At 47.3% G+C, this 20,945-nt stretch carries 19 protein-coding genes; 5 read left to right on the forward strand and 14 right to left on the reverse strand.

Annotated features, from left to right (window positions below; genetic code table 11):
* Nucleotides 1-618: 618 nt before the first annotated feature.
* A complete protein-coding gene (locus tag AC1RR2_RS11420; protein ID WP_493222536.1) occupies nucleotides 619-1,323 on the forward strand; it encodes a ZIP family metal transporter in 705 nt (234 codons plus the stop codon).
* Nucleotides 1,324-1,328: 5 nt separating this feature from the next.
* Here the strand turns inward: AC1RR2_RS11420 and AC1RR2_RS11425 are convergent, their stop codons facing one another.
* The 5 genes from AC1RR2_RS11425 to AC1RR2_RS11445 form a co-directional block, all read right to left on the reverse strand.
* Nucleotides 1,329-2,189 (reverse strand): sulfurtransferase, encoded by an 861-nt coding sequence (locus AC1RR2_RS11425; RefSeq protein ID WP_493222380.1) that lies wholly within the window; start codon nucleotides 2,187-2,189, stop codon nucleotides 1,329-1,331.
* A gap of 18 nt (nucleotides 2,190-2,207) precedes the next feature.
* Nucleotides 2,208-3,143, reverse strand: a complete 936-nt coding sequence (locus tag AC1RR2_RS11430; protein WP_493222381.1) for a DMT family transporter — start codon at nucleotides 3,141-3,143, stop codon at nucleotides 2,208-2,210.
* A gap of 78 nt (nucleotides 3,144-3,221) precedes the next feature.
* Nucleotides 3,222-4,337, reverse strand: coding sequence for an aromatic ring-hydroxylating oxygenase subunit alpha (locus AC1RR2_RS11435; protein WP_493222382.1), 1,116 nt, complete (start codon nucleotides 4,335-4,337; stop codon nucleotides 3,222-3,224).
* Between the two features lie 14 nt (nucleotides 4,338-4,351).
* The gene (locus tag AC1RR2_RS11440) at nucleotides 4,352-4,600 is read right to left on the reverse strand and encodes a hypothetical protein (protein WP_493222383.1); all 249 of its coding nucleotides are present in this window, start codon (nucleotides 4,598-4,600) and stop codon (nucleotides 4,352-4,354) included.
* A 307-nt stretch (nucleotides 4,601-4,907) separates the two neighbouring features.
* Nucleotides 4,908-7,433: a DUF1631 family protein gene (locus AC1RR2_RS11445; protein ID WP_493222384.1), complete on the reverse strand. Its 2,526-nt coding sequence runs from the start codon at nucleotides 7,431-7,433 to the stop codon at nucleotides 4,908-4,910.
* A 295-nt stretch (nucleotides 7,434-7,728) separates the two neighbouring features.
* On the opposite strand from AC1RR2_RS11445, the gene AC1RR2_RS11450 reads away from it, so the two are divergent.
* Genes AC1RR2_RS11450 through dxs form a run of 3 tightly spaced genes read left to right on the forward strand, consistent with a single transcriptional unit; the run spans nucleotide 7,729 to nucleotide 10,708 of the window.
* Entirely contained in the window at nucleotides 7,729-7,983 is a 255-nt protein-coding gene (locus tag AC1RR2_RS11450; RefSeq protein ID WP_493222385.1) for an exodeoxyribonuclease VII small subunit, read from the forward strand.
* Nucleotides 7,980-8,867 carry a polyprenyl synthetase family protein gene (locus tag AC1RR2_RS11455; RefSeq protein ID WP_493222386.1) on the forward strand — a complete coding sequence of 296 codons (888 nt, stop codon included), beginning with the start codon at nucleotides 7,980-7,982 and terminating at the stop codon, nucleotides 8,865-8,867. The genes AC1RR2_RS11450 and AC1RR2_RS11455 overlap by 4 nt, the downstream gene beginning before the upstream one ends.
* Nucleotides 8,868-8,869: 2 nt before the next feature.
* Nucleotides 8,870-10,708 (forward strand): 1-deoxy-D-xylulose-5-phosphate synthase, encoded by a 1,839-nt coding sequence (gene dxs, locus AC1RR2_RS11460; protein WP_493222387.1) that lies wholly within the window; start codon nucleotides 8,870-8,872, stop codon nucleotides 10,706-10,708.
* 87 nt (nucleotides 10,709-10,795) lie between these two features.
* On the opposite strand, the gene AC1RR2_RS11465 is transcribed toward dxs, so the two are convergent.
* From AC1RR2_RS11465 to AC1RR2_RS11490, 6 genes are all read right to left on the reverse strand, one after another.
* Nucleotides 10,796-11,737 (reverse strand): CysB family HTH-type transcriptional regulator, encoded by a 942-nt coding sequence (locus AC1RR2_RS11465; RefSeq protein ID WP_493222388.1) that lies wholly within the window; start codon nucleotides 11,735-11,737, stop codon nucleotides 10,796-10,798.
* 8 nt (nucleotides 11,738-11,745) lie between these two features.
* Complete coding sequence (locus AC1RR2_RS11470; RefSeq protein ID WP_493222389.1) at nucleotides 11,746-12,816, reverse strand: sulfate/molybdate ABC transporter ATP-binding protein; 1,071 nt, start codon at nucleotides 12,814-12,816, stop codon at nucleotides 11,746-11,748.
* 243 nt (nucleotides 12,817-13,059) lie between these two features.
* Nucleotides 13,060-13,956 (reverse strand): sulfate ABC transporter permease subunit CysW, encoded by an 897-nt coding sequence (cysW, locus tag AC1RR2_RS11475; RefSeq protein WP_493222390.1) that lies wholly within the window; start codon nucleotides 13,954-13,956, stop codon nucleotides 13,060-13,062.
* Complete coding sequence (cysT, locus tag AC1RR2_RS11480) at nucleotides 13,956-14,810, reverse strand: sulfate ABC transporter permease subunit CysT (protein WP_493222391.1); 855 nt, start codon at nucleotides 14,808-14,810, stop codon at nucleotides 13,956-13,958. The genes cysW and cysT overlap by 1 nt, the downstream gene beginning before the upstream one ends.
* Nucleotides 14,811-14,953: 143 nt before the next feature.
* Nucleotides 14,954-15,826: an EAL domain-containing protein gene (locus tag AC1RR2_RS11485; RefSeq protein ID WP_493222392.1), complete on the reverse strand. Its 873-nt coding sequence runs from the start codon at nucleotides 15,824-15,826 to the stop codon at nucleotides 14,954-14,956.
* A gap of 400 nt (nucleotides 15,827-16,226) precedes the next feature.
* Nucleotides 16,227-17,234: a sulfate ABC transporter substrate-binding protein gene (locus AC1RR2_RS11490; protein ID WP_493222393.1), complete on the reverse strand. Its 1,008-nt coding sequence runs from the start codon at nucleotides 17,232-17,234 to the stop codon at nucleotides 16,227-16,229.
* Nucleotides 17,235-17,564: 330 nt separating this feature from the next.
* Here AC1RR2_RS11490 and AC1RR2_RS11495 point away from each other — a divergent pair, with 330 nt between their 5' ends.
* The gene (locus AC1RR2_RS11495) at nucleotides 17,565-18,464 is read left to right on the forward strand and encodes a dienelactone hydrolase family protein (RefSeq protein ID WP_493222394.1); all 900 of its coding nucleotides are present in this window, start codon (nucleotides 17,565-17,567) and stop codon (nucleotides 18,462-18,464) included.
* Nucleotides 18,465-18,480: 16 nt separating this feature from the next.
* Here AC1RR2_RS11495 and pssA read toward each other — a convergent pair whose 3' ends face one another.
* The 3 genes from pssA to AC1RR2_RS11510 form a co-directional block, all read right to left on the reverse strand.
* A complete protein-coding gene (gene pssA, locus AC1RR2_RS11500; protein ID WP_493222395.1) occupies nucleotides 18,481-19,842 on the reverse strand; it encodes a CDP-diacylglycerol--serine O-phosphatidyltransferase in 1,362 nt (453 codons plus the stop codon).
* A 151-nt stretch (nucleotides 19,843-19,993) separates the two neighbouring features.
* Complete coding sequence (locus AC1RR2_RS11505; RefSeq protein ID WP_493222396.1) at nucleotides 19,994-20,341, reverse strand: VOC family protein; 348 nt, start codon at nucleotides 20,339-20,341, stop codon at nucleotides 19,994-19,996.
* A gap of 21 nt (nucleotides 20,342-20,362) precedes the next feature.
* Nucleotides 20,363-20,920 (reverse strand): DUF5946 family protein, encoded by a 558-nt coding sequence (locus AC1RR2_RS11510; RefSeq protein WP_493222397.1) that lies wholly within the window; start codon nucleotides 20,918-20,920, stop codon nucleotides 20,363-20,365.
* Nucleotides 20,921-20,945 lie beyond the last annotated feature (25 nt).

Raw genomic sequence — 20,945 nt, forward strand, 5'->3', positions numbered from 1 at the left:
CTTTCCCATAGCGTTAGCCTAGCCCTGCGCTCATTTCGACTCATTCGCATGCCAAAATATTATGTCAACACGCCCTAGGACTGCCATGGTCCCGCATTTTTCTTGATTGCGTTTATTGCCTACATTACTGCTGTTCCGGTCAATGCCGTTCAGTGAAGCGAACAAGTTACTTAATTATGCTTCAAAAGCCCTCAACGCCGAGACGCAGAGTCGCCGAGGAGCGCAGAGAAAAGCGACTTTCTTACTGGATTTCTCTGCGTATCTTTGCCCCTCAGCGTCTCGGCGTTGAAGGGTTTTCATTTTCGTCCAAAACCACAAAGTCAATTCGGATAAAATCTCGTATTTTCTCGCTGAGCTGTTCTCATATTCGTCTTTTAACTGAACGACATTAGCAGTCGCAGTCACTTTTGTTACTTATGCGAGTGCCGATTAAGATAGAAAAATAGCTTTGACGCAGCGTTTGCGCGGGCTGGATGAATTGCTTTAATAGTGAGTTTATGGTCTAATTGCAACCGAGTTGCAAAATAAATCCATTCGAGGTTCAAAATTCCTTCCCTGTTGTCATCCATCCTCATTACCACCACGATCGCCGGTGTGCTGAGTATCAGCTTTGCTGCTGTGTTTTCTTTTTCACTGCTGTCGAAACTGGTCGAACGCATGGTGAGTTTGTCGGTCGGCATTATGCTCTCGACGTCGTTCCTGCACGCACTTCCCACAGCCTTCGAATCAGGTGCTGATCCGCGCTCTTTGTTTGCTTGCCTGCTAGGTGGATTGCTCGCATTCTTCTTATTAGAAAAATTCGCGATTTTGCGCCACTCGCATCATCATGAAGGCGACGGTCATCACCATGAACACGGACATGATGCACATGAAGCGGGTAAAGCTGGCTGGATGATATTGATCGGTGATGGTATGCATAACTTCACCGATGGCATTTTGATCGCGGCGGCATTTTTAGCCGATCCGGGTCTGGGCATGGTGACGGCGCTGGCCATTATCGCGCATGAAATTCCTCAGGAAATCGGTGATTTTATCGTATTGCTAAACGCCGGCTTTTCCCGCAAACGTGCGTACTTCTACAATCTGCTGTGCAGCTTAATGGCTGTACTTGGCGGGGTTCTGGGTTATTTCACCTTGGATAAAGCCAGCTCTCTGATACCCTATGTTTTAGTGCTGGCTTCATCTGGTTTTATCTATATCGCGGTCAGTGATTTGATGCCACAAATGCAGCGCCGCGCCTCGCTGAAAGAAACCGTGCCGCAAATATTTTTAATCGCTTGTGGTGTGGCGCTAGTCTTGTTTGTGACGCAGCATCAACACTAAGGGACTTAAGAGCCTGTCGCCACCGGGCGAGTAGCATCTGAACACCATTCACTCCACGAGCCCGGATACAAAGCAGCGCCGTGCAAACCTGCTATTTCTAGCGCCAGTAAATTATGGCAAGCGGTCACACCTGAACCGCATTGCATGATGGCTTTTTTCGGATCGGCCAACAAGCTCTGCCATTCTTGGCGCAGTTGTTCAGCCGATTTAAATCGACCATCCGCTTGTAAATTATCTTTGAAGAAGCGATTCATCGCGCCCGGAATATGCCCACCGACCGGATCTATCGTTTCGTTCTCACCGCGGAATCTATCGGCAGCTCGGGCATCGATCACTTGGAGTCGGGTATCAGCCTTAGCCTGAAGATTGTGCAACACAGTTTGTACATTGACTTGTCTGGTCAAACTTTCTTTCAATTGTATATTCCCAGACTCGTGGCTAACAGCCTCAGTTTGCAAAGCTTGTCCAGCACTGATCCAGGCCGCAATACCGCCATCTAAGACTGCCACTGGTGCATGCCCGATCGAACGCAATAACCACCATAAACGAGCTGCAAACATCCCGCCGTGTCCATCGTAGGCGATCACTTGGGTATCATGATTGATTCCTAAGCGGCGCAAAGCAGCGAGTAAATCATCGGTTTTCGGCAAGGGATGGCGTCCTGCGAAATGACCGTTTGCGTCGTATTTACTACCAGACAAATCGCTATCTAAATTGGCGAATACCGCCCTCGGAATATGGCCCGCATCGTAAGAATTCTTACCTGCACTGGCGTCCATCAAATCATGGCGACAATCAACCACCACGGTCGTTTGATTACTTAGTTCTGTTGCGAGTTGTTGTGCACTAATCAAAGTCGTATACATGGATTTTCCTCAAAGGGCTTAACTGGCGTGATCAATTTCAGCTGACTTGGTACCAGCATTACTATTAAACGAAGACGCTATCATACCGCTAGCCAAAATTACTGCAATTCCTAACCAGCTGATCCAACTCAAATTGAGTTTCCAAATCATGACATCAAGCGCACTAGTAAATACAATGCCGACATATTGTAGATTCGCCGCTACTAAGGGATTACCAAGCCGGTACGAACGCGTCATCGCTAATTGCGCGATCATCGCAAAAATGCCAACGCCGAGCAAAAGTGCAATGCCTTTGGGGTCGAGTAAATGATGATTGACATGGGCTGCCAATTGCGATTCGGAGAGCGTATTAAAATGCCAAAATTGTCCCAGCACGCCCATCAATGTGCAGACCAGAGAAAAATAAAAAACCACCCGATACTCAGGCTCACCTGCCACACCCATTTGCCGAACTTGTATATACGCCATGGCTGCGATAAAACCAGAACACAAAGCAATTAAACTATCAGGCAATTGTTCGACCTGAATTGTCGGACGCAACAACATCACGACACCGATAAAGCCCAGTAATATCGACCACAGCAAATGCGGCGGTAAATGCACGACATCTTTGCCACGATTTTTCCACCATGACATGGCGAACAAAATCACGGCGACCCAGATTGAGGACATGTAACTGAGCGTGACCGATAAAGATAAAGGCAATTTCGAAATCGAATAAAACCATAGCCAGAGCGAAGTCACGCCAAAGATGCCGCGCCAGATATGACCTTTGATCATTTTGCTGCGCAGCGTGCCGTTTTGCCAGCGCATCAAAAAATAGATTCCGATGACACCGATTGCCCCGCGATAAGTCACGATCTCCGCAGTGTTATAAGTTTCAGAGGCGAGCTTGACGCAAACACCCATCAAGGAAAACAAAAACGTGGCAACCAACATCCAGAGTGCTTGCATAATATTTCTTAAATTTCGCTACAAAATACAGAACAGAAAAAAGTATGGGGAAGCATCGCCTCCCCATCTTAGATTTTTTTAGAACGTCATCTTACTTCGATACCATTCGTGGAAGTGCTGCATGCCATCTTCCATCGGCGATTGATAGGGGCCCACTTCATTCTCGCCGCGATCCAATAAAATCTTACGACCAGCATCCATGCGTGCACCGATTTCATCGTCTTCGATACAGGTTTCCATATACGCGGCACGTTCTGCTTCTATGAATTCACGTTCAAATAAAACGATTTCTTCGGGATAGTAGAACTCCACCACATTTTTTGTTTTACCGGTTGCGGTTGGCCACAGCGTCGATACCACCAGCACATGCGGATACCACTCAACCATAATATTCGGATACAAGGTCAGCCAGATCGCACCATATTTCGGTGCTTCACCACCACGGAATTTCAAGACTTGCTCTTGCCATGCCTGGTATTTTGGCGAGCCAGATTTCAACAAACCCTTATGCACGCCAACGGTTTGTACGCTGTAGTCTTCGCCAAATTCCCATTTCAAATCGTCACAGGTAACAAAACTGCCGAGGCCAGGATGGAAAGGCTCGACGTGATAGTCTTCCAGATAGACTTCGATGAAGGTTTTCCAGTTGTAATCACATTCATGTACTTCAACATGATCAAGCATATAACCAGTGAAATCTAAATCCTTGGTCACCGACAAAGTCGCCATTTTCTCCATCACGTTGTAGCCGTTTTGTTCAAACAGCAAACCGTTCCAGTTTTGAATTGGTGTTCGTGACAGGTTCAGGCAAGGTGTATCTTTGAAATGTGGCGCTCCTATCAGCTCGCCTTTCAAATCATAAGTCCAGCGATGTAAAGGGCACACGATGTGATTCGCATTGCCGCGACCAGTCGTGCCGGGGCCACCAAACATCAAAGCTTGGCGATGGCGACACACATTCGAGAGTAATTCGATCCCATCTTTGCCGCGCACCAGCATACGCCCTTCGTTCTCAGAAGCGAGCGTCGCATAATCGCCGACGTTAGGAATCATCAATTCGTGACCAACGTAGCGTGGGCCAGATTGAAATAATTGCTTGATCTCGCGCTCTAACAAGCCTTGATCAAAATACACATGCACCGGAAGTTGCGCGTCAGAACGCGCTAATGTAGACAAAGAAGCCAGATCGGACATCCCCACCCCCCAAATTAATTTGCACCAACTTGGGGCGTGTTGACATGTGAATTAGGTAAGCGAATGTGCGGAAATGGGTGTAGGGCTAGGCGCAAGCTGTGCGACAGTGCTGGCACTGTAAGCAGCTTGTAACGACGCCATGCGCCCATTTCAGCCATTCCCGAAGGGTTCGTGTCAAAACGCACGATGGACAGCGTTGCATCTCTTGCTGAGGCGGCCAGCCGCAGCGGCGAGATGCGCCTTGCCATCCTGCGTTTTGACACGAACGCTTGCCTAAATAACATGTCAGCACGCCCTTAGAGAGAAAGAATCCATAACTACCTATTTTCGATGCCCCCTTCTTACACTGAAGGAACCGAAAACTCAAACAAACTGCACTTGAAGAGGAAATTTTGGACAGAACGCGGGATTATACCCGAAACATCAGATAAGGTCTTGTTTTACTTGAGGTTTCAGCTCTGCAAGCGGCAGTTTTCCAAGATAGAAGCCAGTCCCCTAAGGCTTCTAACGATAGGTTTGACTACAGACATGATTGGCATCATGGCACGACTGAACGTACCGAAATGGGGTTTAAGCTTGGATCGCCAATACCGGCTGAGGAGCCTGATCTGCCTGATTGGGCTGGTCTTTCTGATTAAGCGCATTGAGCAAGGCCTTATCTACGAGTTTATCCATAGATATCACCTGCGCACGGCTTTCTCTAAAATTTTTCTCCAGCTCTTCGACGGAAACAGAGAATGATTTCTCTTTTTGACTGGAGGTGAAAATGAATAAGCTACGCATAGGGCTAATCCAAGCCAGGCGCACTTTTTGTAAGGAATTATCACGTTTCTTGAATTGTATCCAGACACCACGCTCAAGACCCGCCACTGTCGCTTCAGCCACTTCGATATCGTGGGCAATAATTTCGGCAATCGAGGCTTCGTTAATCAGAGGACGGTTCAGCTTGGGCAATGCCTGTTTCGCCGATTGTTCGTTAGCTTTGGCCTCGGTTGAAGTATTTTCTTCGGCATCCGCAATCGCCGCAGCTTGCTGGGCTTGCGCCTGTTGCGCTTCTGCTTTTGCTTTCTCCACGGCAGCGGCGATCAAACGCGCTTTTTCAGCTTCCTCTTCCTCGGCTTTCGCTTTTGCTTCAGCCAGGGCTTTCGCTTCCGCTTCAGCACGCTTTTGCAAGCGACGCTCGGTCGCGATCTTTGCCGCTTCAACGGCGAGCTCCATCTGGCGTTCTGGCGACAATTCCAAAGGCGCACGCACTATCGAGGCATGACACTCAGCCAGATCGGCAAAAAACTGCACCCTATCTGCGTCTTCCCACTTGATCAAACTCAACCATTTATTCAAGCGCGCCAAGATGCCAGGTAAACGATTAATCATTTCCTGACGCTGCGCCAAAGTAATCTTAGGTTTAATGCTCCAAATCAAATCATCCATCGTCTTAATAGCGTCTTCAACCGCATGCGGTTTTTCATCTTTGACGCTATACGCCAGGGTCAGGACTTTAACCCAACGATTCTCAAGGAAGGTTTCGACAAAAGCCATGACTTCGCCACTGCCTATGCGCATAGAAACATCATTACTCGCAGCGATACCGGCTTGCTTAAATTTTTCTTTTTGCAGCGCCCGATTAATCGGTGCTTGCAGAGCTTCGATCGTAGCTGCTTCGTCTTTCTGGATAAATGCTTCCAGATCATTCACAACTTCATCGAACAAACCTAACTCTTGATCAAATTCTTTTTGTACCCGCAATACATTGCGTTGCATTGCTTGAAATAAAGGATCTTCCTCGCCCTTGAGTGGGTCTAGTGACGCGCTGTATTTCGACAACAGGTCGATCAGACGGCGCGCCGGATGAGCATCCTGAAAGAAAAAATTCTTATCGATTAATGCCGCTTTTAAGACTGGCACTTGCAGGGCGCCAATCAGATTTTTTATAGGATCAGCGATTTCCTGATTGCCTAAGACACCATCGAATACATGTGACAGCAAATCAAAGGTGTGCTTCTCCACCCCAGAATGAAATACATTCGGCATATCCTGGCGCATATGCGACAGACGCATGGCATTTTGCGCACCGGATACTAATTGATGGATCGCCATGTTCTTTTGAACATCAGCTAAGTATTGAAATAATTCTGAAGAAGCGGGATTAAAACCGCGCGCTTCGCCACCAGCAAATGAGCCACCAGATCCGCCGGACATGCCGTGCATGCCACCACCCATAGAACCTGAACTACTTGAACCTACAGCTCCAGCAAATCCACCTGCAGAAGTGGCGTAACCGCCGGACTCGGTTTTGCCTTGCGCGTCATTACCTGAGAAATATTGCTCTAGTTTTTTGGTGACTTCATTTTTCACCGCCTCACCCAGTCGCTCAGCCTCGGCACTGGCTTGTTTGCGCTTGAGGCGATAACTCTCTTGCAAATCAGGCAAAATACCCCGGGCTATCATCAAGTCATTTAAGGCTTGATACACAGGTGCCAGATCGAAGATGAACTCGCTCAACATGGGCAACATCAAGGCATGAGCATCAACCTCGCTATTAAACTCTATCCATGCCGCATTGAAAGCACGCAAAAAAACTTCAGGTCTGAATGGGTTTTGTGAAGCGCTGATGTTTTCCTGTCCAAGCAAACTACCGATGCGCATGTTCAAAGCAGCCAAGGGTTCAGCGTAGGTCAATTCTAATGAGCGACTAGCACGACTTAAACTTAATTTGAGCTCCATTTCTTCATAAGAAACTAAGCTCATGCCTTCATCTTGTATCACTACCTGAGGTTTGCTAACAGAGCGTAAAGCATCGACTTCTGCTTTAAACGCCTTTTCCAAACCCGAAGAGCTCAGGTAATAAAAAGTATAAGCGCTATTTTTGAGTAACTGCGCACCGTGAAAACACAGATTGGCCAATTTGGGATCGGAAGCGTTTTCGGATTGGGTAAATAAGTCGTGTGACAAACGCGTCGAAAACGCGTCTATGTGAGGCGTGCACAATTGACACGCCTGCTGCACCAAGGCTTGCCAAGTGTCGAGCTTATCCAAAGGCAATCGATGTTCTGCCTTGGCTCGAGTGTGCTGCTGATCTGCTTGGTTCACTGACATATCAATAATTAACTGCGCCCTAAATACTCAAAAATGCTCAACTAGCCAGTAATTGCAACGTGAATACAGTTTGGACTATATCCACTTTATTTCCACATGGAAATGTTCGAAACGCAATTCCGCTCATTTTTTAAGCATATTTTTTACTCTAAAATGATTAACTCACAATTACGATAATTTTTAGTTAATTTTCTTATCCGAAGTTCACGATGAGAAACTGCACAGAGCACTGCCCTTTGATCTAAAATACGGGGTTTCGCTTGCCACTCCTGCAATCTACCTTGCAAACTAATCTATGTCAAAGAAATTACCATCTAATGTAACACCAGCGTCGTTTGAAAACGCCATGGCTGAACTGGCGGAACTGGTGACACAAATGGAAACTGGCCAGCTGCCTTTAGAGGCCTCAGTCAGCGCCTACCAACGTGGTTCAGAATTAATTAAGTATTGTGCAGCTCAATTAGAAAAAGTGGAACAGCAAGTCAAAATTCTCGATGCCGGTATGTTAAAGCCATTTGATGCGGAAGCGACAGATGAGGATCATGCATGAGCACTAGTTTTCAAAGCTGGATGAAAGACATACAAGCAAATCTTGAAGTCGCACTACATCACTATTTACCAAACACCCAGACTGCCCCTGAAAAACTCCATGAAGCGATGGCTTATGCGGTGTTAGATGGGGGAAAACGGGTACGTCCATTATTAGTATTCGCGGCAGGTAAACTCTTTGATGCACCACAAGAATTATTATCACGTGCCGCCTGTGCCGTCGAAATGATACATGCTTATTCCTTAGTGCATGATGATATGCCATGCATGGACGACGATGCGCTGCGCCGTGGCAAACCCACCGTTCACAAGCAATACGATGAAGCCACCGCCTTGCTGGTGGGTGACGCTTTACAGGCGCAGGCGTTTTTGGTCTTGAGCGAAGCGCCAGCTTGCGCTGATCATAAACTGCCTATGCTGCAATTGTTGGCAAAAGCTTCTGGTTCCGTCGGTATGTGCGGTGGACAGGCGATAGATCTGGCCAGCGTCGGCCTGGCTTTGACTTTACCTGAACTAGAACAAATGCACCGCTTAAAAACGGGTGCGTTGTTGCGTGCGTCAGTATTATTAGGTGCCATGAGCGGCAAGCAATTAACTGCTGAAGAAATTCAGGCATTAGATACCTATTCAAGCGCGATAGGTTTGGCATTTCAAGTGGTTGATGACGTACTTGATGCCACGGCGGATTCTGCGACTTTAGGTAAAACAGCGGGCAAAGATGCCGCTGATAATAAACCAACCTATGTTTCACTTTTAGGCTTAGATGCCTCACGCCAGTTAGCCACTCAACTCTGTAACGATGCCCATCAGGCTCTGTCACAATTTGGAGAATCCGCTCAACATCTGCATGATTTAGCAGATCTCATCGTCCAGCGGAAAGCATAATAATGTCCCTACTCACTACGATCAATTCACCAGCCGATTTACGTCAGCTCAACCGCAATCAATTAAGCTCGCTGGCCGATGAATTGCGCCAATATGTTATCGATTCCGTCTCTAAGACTGGCGGTCACTTATCTTCCAATCTCGGCACCGTTGAACTCACGATCGCCTTGCACTATGTATTCAATACACCGGAAGACAGGCTGGTATGGGATGTCGGTCACCAAACTTATCCGCACAAAATTTTAACGGGACGCCGTGATCAGATGCATAGCCTGCGTCAACTTGATGGCATCTCAGGTTTCCCACGCAGAGTAGAAAGTGAATACGATACTTTCGGCACCGCTCATTCTTCGACTTCAATTTCTGCGGCACTTGGTATGGCCTTAGCGGCACGCACCAAAGGCGAATCCCGTCACGCGGTAGCGATCATTGGCGATGGCTCTATGACTGCCGGCATGGCGTTTGAAGCAATGAACAATGCGGGCGTCTATGATGATATCAATATGCTGGTGGTACTCAACGACAACGATATGTCGATTTCGCCACCTGTTGGCGCTTTGAATCGCTATCTGGCACGCCTGATGTCCGGCAAATTTTATGCAGCAGCCCGCAATGTCGGCAAATCCGTTTTGCCATCGCCTATGCTGGAGCTGGCACGCCGTTTTGAAGAACATGCAAAAGGCATGATCGTTCCTGCGACCATGTTTGAAGAGTTTGGTTTCAACTACATAGGCCCCATCGATGGCCATGATCTGGAATCCTTAATTCCTACCTTGCAAAATATTAAAAACCTAAAAGGGCCGCAGTTCTTACACGTGGTCACTAAAAAAGGTCAGGGTTATAAACTGGCTGAGGCCGACCCGATTTTGTATCACGGCCCGGGCAAATTCAATCCTGCAGAAGGCATCAAGCCTGCGGCAGCACCCGCCAAGAAAACCTATACCCAAGTTTTTGGCGATTGGCTGTGCGATATGGCTGCCGCCGATGACAAACTAATAGGCATCACACCGGCCATGCGCGAAGGTTCAGGCATGGTCGAATTTGAGCAGCGTTTTCCGAAACGCTACTACGACGTCGGCATTGCAGAACAGCATTCTGTCACCTTTGCGGGCGGAATGGCGACCGAAGGCTTAAAGCCGGTCGTCGCAATTTATTCGACCTTTTTGCAACGTGCTTATGATCAATTAATTCACGATGTCGCTTTGCAAAATCTGGATGTCACTTTCGCCTTAGACCGCGCTGGTTTGGTAGGCGCCGATGGTGCAACTCATGCCGGCAATTATGATCTTGCGTATTTGCGCTGCATTCCAAACATGGTGGTGATGGCGGCGAGTGATGAGAATGAATGTCGACAAATGCTCACCACGGGCTATCAATATCCAGGTCCGGCGGCGATACGCTATCCACGTGGGGCGGGTATTGGTGCAAGCATACAAAAAGAATTAACGACGCTACCAATTGGCAAAGCCGAGTTGAAACGTCAAGGTAAAAAAGTCGCGATTCTCGCTTTCGGCTCTATGGTTCATCCAGCTCTGCTGGCGGCGGAAGCGCTTGATGCGACAGTGGTCAATATGCGTTTTATAAAACCACTTGATACCGATATGATCAAGGAAATAGCGGCTAGCCATGAGGCTTTTGTGACCGTTGAAGAAGGCTGCACCATGGGCGGTGCGGGTTCCGCAGTTGCCGAAGTGCTAGCAGAGGTTGGACTTGCCAAGCCAGTGTTGATCTTAGGTTTGCCAGACAAGTTTGTCGATCATGGTGATCCGGCATTGCTATTAGCGCAATGTGGATTGAATGCTGAAGGAATCGAAGCGTCAATTCGCCATCGCTACTATTAATCCTGACAAGCGCATTGCACTCGCAATGAATCACATCACACCACTCATCTTCCTCGAAGTGAGTGGTGTTTTCTTATGTAGCGAGATTCACACTTCTTGCTCGACTAGCGCAGCACGAATGTCTTCACGACTTAAGCTAGGTGCGAACTTTTGAATGAAGTCGTAAGTATAGGTACGCAAATAAGCACCACGACGCACGGCTAATCGCGTCACATTCGATTGAAATAAATGCGAAGCGGAAATCGTGCGCAAACCTTGCGCGCGTTGATTGTCATTACCCGATTCAATCGCCATCGAAGCGACTAAACCTACGCCCAATCCCAGTGATACATATTGCTGAATCACGTCTGAATCCATCGCCGTAAGCACGATATCGGTGCGCAAACCAGCGCGTTTAAAAGCATCGTCAATATGTCCACGCCCAGTAAAACCGACGTCGTAAGTGATCAAGGGATACTTCGCCAAGTCTTGTAAACTCAACTCGGCATGTGCCAATAATGGGTGAGCATCGGGCACCACCACCACGTGATTCCATTCATAACAAGGAAAGGAAACGAGATCTTTAAATGCCGACAGGCCTTCGGTCGCGATCCCGATATCTGCTTTACCGGAAAGCACCCATTCCGCAATATGCTCGGGCGCGCTCTGTTGTAAAGCGATGCGCACTTCGGGAAACGCTAAACGAAATTGCTGTACTACTTTCGGCAAGACGTAACGCGCTTGCGTATGGGTAGTCGCAATCGCTAGCGTGCCACGTGCCTGATCGGAATAGTCATTGCCCGCTTGGCGCAAATTCTCGGCTTCTAACAGCAAGCGTTCTATGATGGGCAAAATACCTTTACCCGGCTCGGTCAAGCCAGTCAGACGTTTGCCATTGCGCTCGAAGATATCAACACCAAGCTCTTCTTCCACTTCACGAATCTGACGGCTCACACCGGGCTGCGAAGTGTATAAGGTATTCGCCACTTCGGTTAAGTTGTAACCGCAACGGCAGGCTTCACGTATCGAGCGTAATTGTTGGAAGTTCATAATCGTTCCTAGGCATTCAGATTTTCAACAAACACATGCAAGCGTTTTGGTTTCACCAGCAAGGCTTCACCGACTTGCAAATTCAAATGTAGAGCACGTTCGGTACTGATCATAGCTTCCACAATTTGACCATTATCTTCACGTACCAACTCCAATTGCGCGAGTGGACCTATGCCATGTATGCGACGCAATTTCACGACCAAACCAGTGGCACCAACCGAGTAGCGATCAATTTCTAATTCATGTGGGCGTACATAACCGGTACCAACAGCATCTTTAGTTTCCGCATGGCCTGGCGCATCAAAGGCGACACCATCGGCATCCAAGATGCCTTCATGCACACGTCCATGAAACAAATTCACATTGCCTAAGAAGCCGTATACGAAAGGTGTAGCCGGATGTTGATAGACCTCATTCGGCGCACCGACTTGTTCAACTTTGCCGTGATTCATCACCACAATTTGATCGGCAACTTCAAGTGCCTCTTCCTGATCATGCGTGACGAAAATACTCGTCACATGCAATTCATCATGCAAACGGCGTAACCAGCGGCGCAGTTCTTTACGTACCTTGGCATCGAGCGCACCGAAAGGTTCATCCAACAACAAGACTCGTGGCTCAACCGCCAAGGCACGCGCCAAAGCGATCCGTTGTCGTTGTCCACCTGAGAGCTGAGGCGGGTAGCGGTCAGCCAGCCAATCGAGCTGTACCAACTCTAACAACTTGGTGACTTTCTCTTTGATCTGCGCTTCGCTTGGACGCAAATGACGCGGTTTCACACGCAAGCCAAACGCAATGTTTTCAAAAATCGTCATGTGTTTAAACAAGGCATAGTGCTGAAACACAAAGCCAACTTGACGCTCACGCACATGCTGATTCGAGGCATCTTCACCATCCAGCAAAACCTGACCTCTATCGGCATATTCCAAGCCAGCGATGATGCGCAGCAGCGTCGTCTTGCCGCAGCCAGATGGTCCTAACAATGCCGTTAATTCGCCATTCGGAAAATCTAAAGACACATTATCTAAGGCGGTGAAATTGCCGAAGCGTTTTTGTAATTGATTGACAGCGATGCTCATGTTTATTTCCAATCTTTCAAATATTTACAAACGTACTCCCTTCTCCAGCAGGCGGGAGAAGAGTTGGGGATGAGGGGCGTCGAGTAAGTCAATTGATATTTCATTTGCTTAACTCAATTTGCTCAAGGACATTCGATCAGCGTTTCGCCAATCTGAACCGCCCTCACCCCAACCCTCTCCCGCCCACGGGAGAGGGAGCTTTGTTCGACCTCTACTTAGCGTTAGTAGTAGAGGTATTTACCGTTATTCCTGTGGCGTTCGCTGACGCGATTCGTCAGTCTTCCATTCCACGATGGTTTTCAAAGCCAGTGTTACTAAAGCCAATAGCGTCAGCAACGAAGCGACTGCAAACGCCGCTGTGAAGTTATATTCGTTATACAAAATCTCCACTTGCAAAGGCATGGTATTGGTCTCACCGCGGATATGCCCAGAGACCACCGACACCGCGCCAAACTCACCCATTGCACGTGCGTTACACAAGATGACGCCGTATAACAAACCCCATTTAATGTTCGGTAAAGTCACATGCCAGAAAGTCTTCCAACCGGATGCACCCAATACCAAAGCCGCTTCTTCTTCCTCACTACCTTGCGCCTGCATCAAAGGGATCAATTCGCGCGCGACAAATGGAAAAGTAACGAAGACCGTCGCCAATACGATGCCAGGAACCGCGAACAGAATCTTGATATCGTGCTCGCGCAGCCAATCGCCAAACCAACCTTGCGCACCAAACAACAGCACATAAATCAAGCCCGAAATCACCGGCGACACAGAAAATGGCAAATCGATCAAAGTCAGCAGAACATTTTTACCGAGGAATTCAAACTTAGCGATGGCCCAGGCTGCCGATACCCCAAATACCAAATTCAAAGGCACTGCAATGCCCGCAGCAATCAAAGTTAGTTTAATCGCTGACACGGCGTCCGGTTCTTGAATGGATGCTAGGTACACATCCCAGCCTTTGCGCAAAGCCTCTGTAAACACAGCGACTAATGGAATAAATAAAAACAAGGTGACAAAAGCCAAAGCCAAAGTGAGCAACAATACTCTCACCCATACCGGCTCTAAAGTCGCCTGCAATTGCAAAGGCGGTTCCGTGCGAGCTTCTATGTTTTTAGTCGTTAAAGTTTGTGCAGACATTATTCTTTCCCCGCAGTTTGACGACGGCGCGTCCACGCCTGTAGCGCATTAATCGCCAACAATAAAATAAAGGAAATAATCAGCATCACGGTAGCGATCGACGTTGCCCCTGCATAGTCATATTGTTCGAGTTTGGTAATCATGAATAAGGGCGTGATTTCAGAAATCATCGGCATATTGCCTGCCATAAAAATCACTGAGCCATATTCCCCAGTCGCACGCGCAAAGGCAAGCGCGAAACCGGTCAACACGGCAGGCAAAATGGTAGGGAAAATCACTCGTACGAATGTCTGCCAATGGCTAGCACCCAAACTGATCGCCGCTTCTTCTAGTTCTTTTTCAGCTTCTTCCAACACCGGTTGCACAGTACGCACAACGAATGGTAAGCCAATAAAAATCAAGGCCACTAAAACGCCGAGCGGGTTGTAGGCGACTTTAATGTCAAACGGCGCCAACAACTTTCCCAACCATCCATTCGGCGCATACAAAGTCGCTAAGGTGATCCCTGCAACCGCTGTTGGCAATGCAAAAGGCAAGTCCACGAAGGCGTCAATCAAACGTTTTCCTGGGAATTTATAACGAACCAACACCCAAGCCAAAATACCGCCAAAAATCACATTGATAAAGGCAGCAAGCAAAGACGCACCGAAGGTCAAACGATACGAAGCCATCACGCGTTCAGAAGTCACGGTCTGCCAAAAGGCATCCCAGGTCATAGTGAAGGTTTTGATGAAGACCGCAGACAAAGGAATCAGGACGATTAAGCCCAGATAAAACAAAGTAAATCCCACCGATAAGTGAAAGCCAGGTATCACCCGCCGCGCCTTCGCCCGATTTTTTGAAAGAAATGCCATGTGAAGCCTTTATTACTGGATTAGCTATAGACATCACATGATTGCATGGTCAAGTTATATAGAAAACGATTTTTTTCATATTTCTATAGTCGAATTCTGCATAAGCTAAAGCGGCGCTCGCGCTCAAAAAGGCGGGCGCACGGTCAACAGCAGCCTCGTTGACCTTGAGTCTCTAAGCTTATTTTGATTTGAGTTTGAGGTGGCGATTTCCCTACCGCGCTGGTCAAGCAAGAACGCGCAATATCGATGGCATTTCCTTGTACTGCAAATGCCAGCCGATGATCTGATACCTCTCGCAGTTTCTCAAACGCTGGCAATTGATCGACTTTACGCACAATGATCAAACAAGTTTGCCGCGCTGCCTGTCGTAGTAAATCCTCAAACAAACAAACATCTTTATCCACGAGACTGTTCTGAAAATGGAGCTTAAGCACCTCAGGGCGCACGCGCTCTAATAATTCAAAAGCTTGCCCTATGTTTCTTGCGTGAACTGCAAGGCGAAATCCATTGCGGCGATAATTCTCAGCAACGTAGCTAATCGCCCAACGCTGACTCGGCACAATCGCAGGTAACTGCAAGACGATACTTTGCTGTGGAATATTTAGCTTGGCGAGTACACGCTGAAATGCCGCACCATGATTGCCTGCGACTGCGGTCAACAAGCGATTATGCACACTCAAATAAAGCTCGCCCTGATCCGCTGTGACCTGACGGAAAAAATTAATTGTGTGAAGTAGTCGGCACAAACGATCAAGTTCAACTGACTCATCGTCGGTGGTCGCATGCTCCAATAATTTCCAGATGCTAAGGCCTTGATCATTCACTGACAAAGTCCTGACAAATGCCTCATATCCTAATAATCGCAAATCACCGCTTGATCGTATCGCTTGAAACACACTGCTTAAACGCGCATTAAAAAATCGCGCGGAAATACGTCCATCTTTACCTGCAAACAATTGGCTTCTACTTTGCGTTGGTGAGCTATTCAGGTAGTCATTTAATCCCGCATAAGTCATTTTCTATTCCCTTTCCATTCATTGAATCAGTGCAGCTTAAAAGAAGAATAGAAAAAAACAAACGAAGACATTCACACTTACTTAGATGATTTATGCATTCTCTTTTCGGCATCGGCGAGTGTAGAAAAAATAAAAAAGCGCGACATTAAAAATAGCTTCTGAAGACAAAATCTCTGGAAGATATTTCTAAGTCGCGCAACACCAAGATCCACTTAGGTTGATCTTTGCATCAAAACTAAAAGGGGAATTTCGATAAAAATAAGTCCAACTATAAGCCTGCTAGCACGCTCGACCTCACATCTAGTTGGGGGACTAAAATGACAGTCGCACACAATCTATCTTTAGGCCTAAATTTAGACGGACAGACATCATTGCTTACAGCGCACCAAAAATTACCAATTTACTTCGCCTGATAAATTTGATCGAAGACACCTCCATCAGAAAAATGCTCTTTTTGCGCCTTGGTCCAGCCACCAAATACTTCATCAATCTTGAACAAACTTATTTGGGCAAACTGAGCTGCGTATTTCTTCACCGCTCGTTCGGAAGTTGGACGATAAAAATGTTTGCCGATGATGTCTTGTGCTTCTTCCGTGTACAGAAAATTTAGGTAGGCCTCTGCCACTTTACGCGTACCACGTTTGTCCACTGTTTTATCGACTACTGTCACGGGCGGCTCAGCCAAAATACTTAAGCTTGGCGTAACAATCTGTAATTTGTCAGCGCCAAATTCTTTCAATGCGAGGTAGGCCTCGTTTTCCCAAGTAATCAAGACATCGCCAATACCGCGTTCAGAGAACGTGACGGTCGAACCACGGGCTCCTGAATCTAAGACTGGAACGTTCTTATACAGCTTCTGCACAAACTCCTTGGCGCTCGCACTAGTCCCAGCCTTTTGCTTTAGTGCATAACCCCAAGCCGCCAAATAATTCCAACGCGCCCCGCCAGACGTTTTCGGGTTCGGCGTAATCACGGCAACCCCTGGCTTGACCAAGTCGCTCCAATCTTTAATCGCCTTTGGATTTCCTTTACGCACCAAAAATACTATCGTTGATGTATAAGGCGAAGCATTATTGGCCAGACGTTTTTGCCATGCTCTATCGAGCAAACCCTTTTCCGCAACGGCATCGATGTCATAGGCCAAAGCGAGCGTCAATACATCGGCATCCAAGCCATCGATCACAGCACGCGCTTGCTTACCTGAGCCACCATGGGATTGCTTAATGCTGAGTTTATCGCCTGTCTTGGTTTGCCAATATTTAGCAAATCCTGCGTTCACATCTTGATATAACTCACGGGTGGGGTCATAGGAGACATTGAGTAAGGTGACATCCGCGGCGTGCACGATAGGGCTAACAGTCGTCGAAGCCAAGGCCAATGCTAGCGCGATTTTTTTCAGTAATTTCATTTCTATTTCACTCCACACAGATAAATAATTAATCGATGTGTGGAGAGTAAAGACTAGGTCAACAATTGAAAACGAATGATTTCGCGTTTGCTTATTTGTTTTTTGAAGTAGCCCTTAGCAAGAAAATTATTCTAAAGCAAACCGTAACGCACTCGGTGTCAATCCCGTGCATCGTTTAAATGATCGTCTTATTTGAATATTACTATTTAGCTCAAGCAAGTTCGGGCGTTTGTGTGTATTGTTATGGGCGCGAGCAGGCTTTTGATCACTTGATTTCAAAAGTTCTGGCGCGCCCAACAACACATTCAAACACCGACGAGGAGAGCAAGAATGGCACAGCAGTTTCCTAGCAAGACCGCGCATGATTTTCATCCTGAAGTACTAAAACTATTTGATCAATACGTACATGGTGGCCTGAGCCGTCGTGGATTTTTGAGTTCGGCGAGTAAATACGCCGCTGGCGTGGTGACTGCGGAGGGCTTACTGCAAGCCTTGAGCCCCAATTTCGCGACGGCGCAGCAAGTTAAAGCTGACGATGCCAGAATTGTCGCCAACTATGTTGAATATCCATCTCCCAATGGCTATGGCACTTTGCGTGGCTATTTAGTTAAACCGGCGAATGCCAAGGGGCCGCTTCCTACCGTATTAGTTGTACATGAAAATCGCGGCTTAAATCCGCATATTGAAGATGTTGCACGCCGTGTCGCCCTGGATAATTTTATCGCCTTTGCACCCGATGCTTTATTCCCTCTCGGTGGCTATCCAGGTACCGAAGATAAGGCACGTGAATTATTTCCCAAACTCGATCAGGCCAAGACCCGCGAAGACTTCATCACCGCCGCTGGCATTCTAAAGACCATCGCTGGCGGTAACGGTAAAGTCGGCGTCGTTGGATTTTGCTATGGTGGTGCGATTGCCAACTTCCTCGCGACCAAGATTTCTGATCTCGGCGCCGCCGTTCCCTTCTATGGCGGAGCTCCGGCTCTCGATGCAGTGCCCAATATCAAAGCCGAAGTTTTAGTACATCATGCCAGTAAAGACGAACGTCTGGTCGCGGCTTGGCCTAAGTATGAGGAAGCTTTAAAAGCGGCCGGCGTTAAATATCAAGGCTTTGTTTATGATGGCGTGGAACACGGCTTCAATAATGACACGACACCACGTTTTGACCAGGCTGCAGCGAAGTTAGCATGGACTCGTACTATGGATTTGTTTAATCGAACTTTGCGTTAAGTTGAAGCGATCAGCTTTACAAAACGCGGTAGGCCAGGTGATCTAAACGCACCCGACTTAAGCGCTGCAGTAATTGTCGTACTTTGTCCGGATAATCTTTCAGATTCTCCAGATCACGATAATGCTGCAGCGTTTTGGTATGTTGCATGATGCTGTCTAATTCCGCTTGTCTTTGCGCTAATAAGTCGCCACACGGATCAGTAAACAATAAGGCGTTTTCCAGATCCAGGCTGAAGGCGCGGGGATTCAAATTGTTCCCGGTAACCAAGGTGTACAAATCATCGATCCATACGCCTTTCAAGTGATAGGTATTGTCACCGTCTTTCCATAGATGTACCTGTAATGCTGCGCTACTAATTTCCGCCTGATGCTTTTTTACAAACCGACGCAAGTTAACTTCGTACAGATAGGGCAAACAACCTATCGCTTTATAAGCCTGTTGGGGCGGGATATAAAAATCATTGGCGGTCTTATCGCCCACAATAATACTGAGCTTTACGCCGCGTTTGAGGGCACGATTGACTTCGCGCATCACTGGTCGTGGAAAATTGAAATACGGTGTACAGATCGTAATCTGTTTCTGCGCTGCAGCCAGTAACTGGCATAGACTACGATTTAATAAATTATTTTTGCCGAGGCCAGAAATATTCGTAACGCAAAGACTTTGAGCATCTTTAATGCTGTGATCGCCAGGTAACTGATAAGCCACCGCTTTTAGATGCTCGCGCAATCCGCGCATTTCCGCACGTAAGTCTTTAGTCCTTGGAACCTCAGCAAGGTCCAAGCGGTGCACCGCTGCTGACGACAAGATATGACGGCGCACCCAATCCACCATGCTATTGGCCAAACTGGCATCCTGAATTAACCAGTAACGATCATGACGATATTTTTCCAACTGGTGCAAATACACATTATTGATACTGGCGCCGCTGTAAATCACAGTATCGTCGATGACAAAGCCCTTCAAATGAAATACGCCAAATAATTCACGAGTCTGTACCGGTACGCCATAAATCGGAATGACAGCCTCATGCGCGGCGCTTTGTGTTTGATACCATGCGGCATTACCTGCCACTTTGCCCGGAATTTTTTGCTCGCCAATTAAACCACGTTGAGCGCGGTGCCAATCCACCAACACATGAATTTGCAAAGCGGGATTCATACGCTGTGCCGCATATAAGGCATCCAATACCACTTGCCCTGCCTCGTCGTGTTGCAAATACAAGCTGCACAGATAAATTCTATGTTTAGCCTGGGCGATTTGTTCTAACAAACTTTGTCGAAACTGTGAGGCGCTGTTTAAGATGCGGATTGCATCGGCTTGAATCGCGATTTGCGGGAGGTCGGTTAATTGCGGGCGAAGTTTAAAAAGACGCATGAATGAGCTTTAAGTGAAACCTGAAAAAAGAATTGCTTACGGCGATCTTGAGCACTGATAGACATCAATAGCTACATGTGAAAAATTTTATTTAGCCTTTTCTCGAAACAGCAGTCATTTTATCCTAGCTGTGGTCAAGGCAAACACGTACTCATCGCTCTCTATCGTCTTGCATAAACGCCAGACAATAAGCATTGCAATCGCGCACCGCAAACTCTCTGGTGCCATAGGGCATGTCTTGCAAAGTCCAGGCTAACTCTACCGCATCCTTGACTTCTAAAAAATATTGGTCAACGTCGGGAACTCGAATATAAATCGTGCCTGACATCCCGAAATTTTGTTGCCAAAGGTCAAGCTCGGTGAAAATAATCAGCGCACCAAATTTCATCACACTTAAGGACAACTCGCTGCCGTCAATGACCTCGAAATGCAGGATGTCGCGATAGTAGGCGCGAGTATTGGCTACCTGTTCACAACGTAGTAAGAGCGATAAAGACACAGTCTCTCCTGTATTCCAATATTACTCCGGTAATTCAGCGCGATTAATTAAGCACTTTTTTTGAAATAACTGAGCCAATTTGCGCGCAATTGCATGACTCTCAGAAAACGAGGCATATACCTGTTCCGCCCATTGCCAGACCAAAGCAATATATTCGTCCTCATCATGACTGGCATCAACATCAATGACCGTGATCGTGGCTTGATGTTCGGCATCGGCCTCGATCACCGCTTCATCCGGATGCTGTCGTTTGTAATCATCCAAGACTTCATTAAGTACGGTAGTGAGGTCATAATTCCATTGCACATCATCTTGCAAAATTAAATGCAAGCGCGTCAAATGAAAGTGATTATTCCAGCGGCCGTGAATCAGCGTGTGTTGCAAAGCATGGGCATCAACGCACAGGAAAATAGTCATATGTTGTATGCCTTTTTCCTGGCTGATCTTGTGAGTGATCTTCCCCGCCGTATTCACGCATTCGGTAATGCCATGCAAAGTATCAGAACCGCAAAGCTGGCACTGGCCATCTTCGAGTATCTCTAAATCATTCTTTGCTGCCTGTTCTACCCATTTTGGCATAATCTACCTCCATTGCGTTGACGCA

The sequence above is a fragment of the Undibacterium sp. GW821-FHT11H02 genome (assembly GCF_058808015.1).

What these genes read in the sequence shown, in the direction of transcription:
- AC1RR2_RS11425 (WP_493222380.1), bottom strand. Translation starts at nt 2,189, where the DNA reads ATGTATACGACTTTGATTAGTGCACAACAACTCGCAACAGAACTAAGT.
- AC1RR2_RS11430 (WP_493222381.1), bottom strand. Translation starts at nt 3,143, where the DNA reads ATGCAAGCACTCTGGATGTTGGTTGCCACGTTTTTGTTTTCCTTGATG.
- AC1RR2_RS11435 (WP_493222382.1), bottom strand. Translation starts at nt 4,337, where the DNA reads ATGTCCGATCTGGCTTCTTTGTCTACATTAGCGCGTTCTGACGCGCAA.
- AC1RR2_RS11445 (WP_493222384.1), bottom strand. Translation starts at nt 7,433, where the DNA reads ATGTCAGTGAACCAAGCAGATCAGCAGCACACTCGAGCCAAGGCAGAA.
- AC1RR2_RS11450 (WP_493222385.1), top strand. Translation starts at nt 7,729, where the DNA reads ATGTCAAAGAAATTACCATCTAATGTAACACCAGCGTCGTTTGAAAAC.
- AC1RR2_RS11455 (WP_493222386.1), top strand. Translation starts at nt 7,980, where the DNA reads ATGAGCACTAGTTTTCAAAGCTGGATGAAAGACATACAAGCAAATCTT.
- dxs (WP_493222387.1), top strand. Translation starts at nt 8,870, where the DNA reads ATGTCCCTACTCACTACGATCAATTCACCAGCCGATTTACGTCAGCTC.
- AC1RR2_RS11465 (WP_493222388.1), bottom strand. Translation starts at nt 11,737, where the DNA reads ATGAACTTCCAACAATTACGCTCGATACGTGAAGCCTGCCGTTGCGGT.
- AC1RR2_RS11470 (WP_493222389.1), bottom strand. Translation starts at nt 12,816, where the DNA reads ATGAGCATCGCTGTCAATCAATTACAAAAACGCTTCGGCAATTTCACC.
- cysW (WP_493222390.1), bottom strand. Translation starts at nt 13,956, where the DNA reads ATGTCTGCACAAACTTTAACGACTAAAAACATAGAAGCTCGCACGGAA.
- cysT (WP_493222391.1), bottom strand. Translation starts at nt 14,810, where the DNA reads ATGGCATTTCTTTCAAAAAATCGGGCGAAGGCGCGGCGGGTGATACCT.
- AC1RR2_RS11485 (WP_493222392.1), bottom strand. Translation starts at nt 15,826, where the DNA reads ATGACTTATGCGGGATTAAATGACTACCTGAATAGCTCACCAACGCAA.
- AC1RR2_RS11490 (WP_493222393.1), bottom strand. Translation starts at nt 17,234, where the DNA reads ATGAAATTACTGAAAAAAATCGCGCTAGCATTGGCCTTGGCTTCGACG.
- AC1RR2_RS11495 (WP_493222394.1), top strand. Translation starts at nt 17,565, where the DNA reads ATGGCACAGCAGTTTCCTAGCAAGACCGCGCATGATTTTCATCCTGAA.
- pssA (WP_493222395.1), bottom strand. Translation starts at nt 19,842, where the DNA reads ATGCGTCTTTTTAAACTTCGCCCGCAATTAACCGACCTCCCGCAAATC.
- AC1RR2_RS11510 (WP_493222397.1), bottom strand. Translation starts at nt 20,920, where the DNA reads ATGCCAAAATGGGTAGAACAGGCAGCAAAGAATGATTTAGAGATACTC.